At 26.1% G+C, this 3,657-nt stretch carries 7 protein-coding genes; all 7 read right to left on the bottom strand.

Annotation, left to right across the window (positions count from 1 at the left end; all coding sequences use genetic code 4):
- Nucleotides 1-305: phosphotransferase (locus EHV01_RS06725; RefSeq protein WP_422066782.1), on the bottom strand; the 305-nt coding region annotated here is incomplete at its 3' end.
- A gap of 109 nt (nucleotides 306-414) precedes the next feature.
- The gene (locus tag EHV01_RS06720; protein ID WP_422066781.1) at nucleotides 415-549 is read right to left on the bottom strand and encodes a hypothetical protein; all 135 of its coding nucleotides are present in this window, start codon (nucleotides 547-549) and stop codon (nucleotides 415-417) included.
- Between the two features lie 89 nt (nucleotides 550-638).
- The gene (locus EHV01_RS06715; protein ID WP_422066784.1) at nucleotides 639-983 is read right to left on the bottom strand and encodes a peroxiredoxin; all 345 of its coding nucleotides are present in this window, start codon (nucleotides 981-983) and stop codon (nucleotides 639-641) included.
- The gene (locus tag EHV01_RS06710; protein WP_422066780.1) at nucleotides 980-1,105 is read right to left on the bottom strand and encodes a hypothetical protein; all 126 of its coding nucleotides are present in this window, start codon (nucleotides 1,103-1,105) and stop codon (nucleotides 980-982) included. Before EHV01_RS06710 ends, EHV01_RS06715 begins: the two co-directional genes overlap by 4 nt.
- Nucleotides 1,106-1,336: 231 nt before the next feature.
- Nucleotides 1,337-1,489 (bottom strand): hypothetical protein, encoded by a 153-nt coding sequence (locus tag EHV01_RS06705; protein ID WP_400249055.1) that lies wholly within the window; start codon nucleotides 1,487-1,489, stop codon nucleotides 1,337-1,339.
- A 56-nt stretch (nucleotides 1,490-1,545) separates the two neighbouring features.
- The gene (locus tag EHV01_RS06700; protein WP_422066779.1) at nucleotides 1,546-2,964 is read right to left on the bottom strand and encodes an NADP-dependent glyceraldehyde-3-phosphate dehydrogenase; all 1,419 of its coding nucleotides are present in this window, start codon (nucleotides 2,962-2,964) and stop codon (nucleotides 1,546-1,548) included.
- Nucleotides 2,965-3,024: 60 nt separating this feature from the next.
- Nucleotides 3,025-3,528: an FAD-dependent oxidoreductase gene (locus EHV01_RS06695; RefSeq protein ID WP_422066783.1), complete on the bottom strand. Its 504-nt coding sequence runs from the start codon at nucleotides 3,526-3,528 to the stop codon at nucleotides 3,025-3,027.
- Nucleotides 3,529-3,657 lie beyond the last annotated feature (129 nt).

The following is a 3,657-nucleotide window of genomic DNA, read 5'->3' as shown; positions in this document are numbered from 1 at the left end:
TTAAGATACTTAAGGTCTTTTTGATTATAATGCAAAGTGTTTTTAAAAACATTAGCTTCTTTTTTAATTTCACTAAAACTTTTATTATTTCCACCAAAATTTATTCATAATCAAAAAACATATGCTGGATCTTGATATTTTGAACCAAATTTAACATTATCTCAATCAATTATTTTTTTAATTTTTAAATCTTGTTCAAAAATAACATTAACGGGACTTAAATCGCCATGAACAATATATTTATTTTTATATTTTAATTTTTGTAAACTTTGTAGGACTGACAAAATACTTTTTAATTCCAACATCCCAGTATTTCCAATTTGAGTAAAAGTATATCCTGCAATTAAATCATATGAAATATAATCTGGAAAAATAGTTATATTAGGAATATAATTATTGTTACTTAATAATTAACTAATAATTAATTGTTTTTGTTTTATTGCTTAATTTAATATATTTAAAAACTTTATTATAATTAATAATAATTTTTTGGTTAGATAAACCATTATATTTAAAATTTGTTGATAAGTTTATTAAATTTTGTACCATATTAAAACCCTTTCGTAATTTTAAATATTTTGTCTCCTAAAAACTTACATTACAATGCTAATTATTACTAAAATAATATAAATATAACACTAAGATTTATTATTTAAATCAGTTTTTGTTACTACTGACAATACTGTTTTAATATGTTCAACTGGTTTAACTTTCCGTCATTCTTGGATAATCTTAAAATCATTATCCAGCAAAAAAGTGCTTCGTTCAATGCCAAGATAAACATTATTAAACATTTTCTTTTCTTTCAAGACATCAAACATTTCACATAATTTAGAATCAATATCACATAACATGGGGAAACTAACATTATTATCATTTTGAAACTTAGTTTGTTTTTTTAAATTATCACGACTAATACCAATAACATTATAACCAGCAGTTAAAAATTTTTGATAATAACGATTATAAGCAACTGTTTCTAAAGTACAGCCTGGTGTTGCTGCTTTCGGAAAAAAATAAAAATATAGCCCTTTTCTTTTTGAAAATCAGTAATAAGATGTTCTTCTGCATCTGTAAACAAAAACTTTTCTTGTTTTAAATCCATTTTTAAATAACCTCCCCTAAAAATAATAATATAAAAGACAATAATAATTAATTACTATCTTTGAAAAAGTTGGATTAAATATTTTGTTACTTCTAACTTATTTTTTAAAATATTAAATGATAATTTTAAATCTAAAAAAATTAAATATAGTGAAATTTCGGTAATATCAAACTTATATTCTAAATCATTAATTTCCTTAGCAATATTGGCAATTTGCTCACCAATAGTATCCTATTCATCAAGAACAGCATTCGTTTGTAAACTTGCTCGTTCTTGTAATTCAGTAAGATCTAAATTAATTGCTTGAATTGTTGACATTAGTTCGTTCAAAGTTTGTTCAATTTTTTCTTCACGCAAAGACATTTGCTCTACTTTATTTTCCATTTTTACTTTCACCTACTTATAATTATAATATATCATAAAACTAAAAAAGATTAGTTTTAATAATTAATTACTAATCCTTTAAAACGTGTCACTGAATTAATTGTTTCACGAATCCCTTGAACTCCTTGTCCAGAATCATGAATTCCTAAAAACGGGAATGAATCAGGTCCTCGTTGAGTACGACCATTAATATTAACCGTTCCTGTTTCTAATTCATTAGCAATATTAAATGCTGCATTAATATCTTTTGTAAAAATACATGCTTGCAATTTAAAATTTGATTTATTTGCTAAAGTAATCATTTCTTCAACATTCTTACAACGAATAATTGGTAAGACTGGACCAAATGGTTCTTCTCATGCTAATCGCATTTCTGAGGTAACATGGTCAATTAAAGTTGCACTAATTAAATTATCTTTTCGTTGATTACCAAGTATTAATGTTGCTTTTTTTACTAAAGCATCATCAATTAAACCTTGTAAAAAATCTGCAGCTTTTAAATCAATGACAGGAATAATAGCTTTATTATCTAATGGCGAACCTGCTTCTAACTTGCTAACTTCTATTTTTAATAATTTTACTAGTTCATCAGCAATTGTTTCATCTACTAATACTCGCTTAACAGCCGTACAACGTTGTCCAGAATATGCATAAGCACCAGCAACAATTTCTTTTACTGCTTTTGTTAAATCAGCATCTTTTAATACTAAAGCTGGATCTTTTCCTCCTAATTCTAATACTAAGTCTTTTCCATGTCCTAATTTGCGAATATGATTGCCAACAGCAACTGACCCAGTAAATGAAATAACATCAATTTCAGGATTTAAAACTAATAAATCTCCAATATCACGTCCACGACCAGTTACAACATTAAAAACACCTTTCGGAAAACCAACTTCAAAAGCTAATTTTGCCATATATAACCCAGTTAAAGTGCCATTTGTTGCCGGTTTAAAAACAACAGTATTACCAACAACTAAACTTGGTACAATTTTTGCAATACTTAAATTAACAGGATAATTAAATGGTGAAATTGCCAAAATAACACCTTTTGGAACACGAGAAAAAATCCCTAATTTATTTTTAATATTTCAACCATCCCCAGTTAATGTTTCTGGAAAAACTCGTTTTGCTTCTTCAATTGTGTAATCAATATATTCAATACTACGTTCTACTTCAACTTGACCATCTTTTAAACTTTTTCCAATTTCATGGGCCATAATTTTCGCAAGCTCTGTCTTATGACTTTCTAATAATTTTGCTCATTTTTGCAAATAACTAATTCGTTCAAATAAAGCTAAATTTGCTCATTCTTTTTGTGACTGTCGAGCCCACTTAAACGCTTCATTTATTTCTTTTTCTTTTAGAGCTGGAACACGACCATATGGCTTATTATTAATTGGTGAAATTATTTCTAATCAATCCCCATTATTGATTAATTCACCATTAATTAATGCATTCAATTCCAAATTCATTTTTACCGCCTCGTTTCTTTCTGCATTATTCTATTTATATTTTATGCTTTTTTAAAATTATTAAAAGATACTTTCCACATTTAAATTATTGTTTATAATAAAATGTTTTAATGTTGTTAACGCACGTTCACTATATGCTAAATATTTTTCATTTTTAATTTTAAAATGTTGTTCAAAGGGAAGGATAATGCCAAAATTTGCTTTCATTGGCTGAAAATTAGTTTTTGAAGCATTAATAATATAATTCACTAATGCGCCCATCATTGTTTCGGGTGGAAATGTTAACATTGGGTCATTATTTAATAATCTTGCAATATTTAGGGCACTAATAATTCCTGTGGCTGCTGATTCAACATATCCTTCAACGCCAATAATTTGACCAGCAAAAAATAAATTCTGATGTTTTTTTACTTGTAAAAATTGATTTAATAAAATTGGAGAATTAATAAAATTATTCTTATGAATAACACCATATCGTACAATCTGAGCATTTGCTAAACCTGGAATCATACTAATAAGGCGTTGCTGCTCTGGAAACTTCAAATTAGTTTGAAAACCAACTAAATTATATAATAGACTTCTTGCATAACCTATTAAAATAATTGTAAATATTTTTAAAAAGATACTAATAGCAAATTATAATTTTAATTAATTATGTCTTTTATTTAAAAATTTAATATTTTCCTACAACGA

This window comes from Spiroplasma sp. hy2 (genome assembly GCF_044714365.1).
Lineage (GTDB): Bacteria > Bacillota_I > Bacilli_A > Mycoplasmatales > Mycoplasmataceae > Spiroplasma > Spiroplasma phoeniceum.
This window is presented reverse-complemented; position numbering and strand designations above follow the sequence as displayed.